Below are 2,020 nucleotides of genomic sequence, written 5' to 3' on the forward strand. Positions count from 1 at the left end.
CGTGCGCTTCACCCGCACGCCGGACCATCTGCTGCGCCATTCCGTCGAGGAGCCCGCCCCGGTCGAGACCGCGCCGCCGCACGACACGGCCAGCGAGACGGCGCCCGACGCCGCCCTTCCGGCGGAGCCGCTGGTCCACGGATCCGTCGCGACGGAAGCCCTGCCGGCCGACCCGATCGTCATTGAGGCCGCGGGGGCGTTCCCGGAGGCATCGCCGCTGGCCGAAGCCCCCGGCGTCGCACCGGAGGCTGTCGTCGAAGCCGTTCAGGTGGATTCCGTCCAAGTCCAGGCCGTCGCCACCGAGCCGGCACGGTTCGAATGCGTGTCGGTCGATCCCACCGCGGTCGAGGCCGCCGCGATCCGGCCCCTCGTCTTCGGCCCGGCTTGCGTCTTCGGCCCCGCCGCTCCCGAGCCGGCGGCTCCGGCTCCCGTCAGCGTCGAGGCCGCCGCGACGTTCGACGAGCCCGATGCCGCCATCCTGGTGCCGGTCGACGTCTCGCACCTGCGCTCCCTGCCGCCGCGCCCGGTCTACGCCCTCGACCGCCTGTTGCAGCACGACTGGACTCACCCGCTCTCGACCAGCCTGGAGCAGGACAACCGTCCGCTGGAGGAGCCGGCCGCGGACGAGCCCGTCGCGGTGAACGAGGCTCCGGCGGCTGCGGACCTGCCGGTCGAGGCGGTCGCGTCGGTCACCGTCGTGCCCGAAGCCTCCCCTGTGGCCGACACGGCGCCCGAGGTCGTCGCCCCGGCGATGCTCGACGTGGCGGAGCAGTCCATCGCGGCGGAGCCGGTCTTCCTGCCGGTCCAGGATTTTCCGGTTCAGGACGCGGAGGCCGTCGCGACGGTCGAGGACGCCCTGGCGGATCTCCCGCCGGCCACGATCCTGCTGCCGGCGCCCGCGCCGATGCTGGCGCTCACCTATGCGCCGCTCGCGGACGCGATCCTGCTGCCGGCGCCGTCCGCGCCCGAGGCCCCGGTCCCCGCGCTGCCTCTCCTGTCCGTCGAGGCTGAGACCGCCCCGGCCGTCGCGGACGAGGTCGCGCGGCTGGACGCTGCGCCCGTGCCGGCCGACATCGCCGTGACCGAAGCTGCGCCGGTCGAGGTCGCGGTGCCTGACCCCGCGCCCGTCGCGCCGATATCCTCGACCACGACGGCGTTCGCCTCCACGTCCTTCTCGTCGACGTCCTTCGCCTTCGCGCCGGTGCCGTGGTCGTTCATCGCCGCGGACGCGCAGCCGCTCGGGTCGATGACCCTATCCGAGCCGCTGCCGTCCGCTCCGGCTCCGGCGGAGCCCGCCTTGGCGGCCGCGCCGCAGGCGGGCCAGCCCTTCGTCTACGTGCCGACGGGCCGCCTGAACGCGCAGCCGCCGGCTCCGACGCTGCCCTCCCCCCCGCGCCCGCCGCGGATCATCCTGCCGGTCGCGACGCAGCCGGGGCCGGCCGCCGCGCCATCGGGAGCGGCTGCCGCGGAGGCGGGATCGATCGTCGTGCCGCCGGAGGAGATCGCTCCGCACTCCGTCGCGACGGCGGCGGAAGCCGTGCCGTACCCGATGCCGGCCGCCGAGGAATCCGTCGCCTCCGGGCCTCACGTCACCGCCGCCGCATGGTCGCCCGCGCAGCCGATCGCCGAGCCGCACGGCCTCGTGATCGGCACGACCGGGCTCGCCGTCGATCTCGGTCTCGATGCCGACGACGACGCGGAGGACGAGGACGACATCCTGGCACCGGTCGCCACCATCCCGCTGCGCCAGGCCGCTCGCTTCGAAGTGCCCTACGAGCTGCCCTCGGTCGACCTCCTGGCCGAGCCGCGGGAATCGGACGGCAGCAACCTCGATCCCGAAATGCTGGAGGACAACGCCCTCCAGCTGCAGCAGGTGATCCAGGATTTCGGCGTGCGCGGGGAAATCCTCGCCGTGCGCCCGGGCCCCGTCGTCACGCTCTACGAGATGGAACCGGCGCCGGGCACCAAGTCGAGCCGCGTCATCTCGCTCGCCGACGACATCGCCCGCTCGATGTCGGCG

1 protein-coding gene is annotated in these 2,020 nt (G+C 74.6%); it reads left to right on the forward strand.

The annotated features are described in order from the left end of the window. Positions 1-2,020 (forward strand): DNA translocase FtsK (locus QR78_RS35285; protein WP_048431554.1); only part of this gene is annotated, 2,020 nt, incomplete at both ends.

It is taken from the genome of Methylobacterium indicum (genome assembly GCF_001043895.1).
GTDB classification, from domain to species: Bacteria; Pseudomonadota; Alphaproteobacteria; order Rhizobiales; family Beijerinckiaceae; genus Methylobacterium; species Methylobacterium indicum.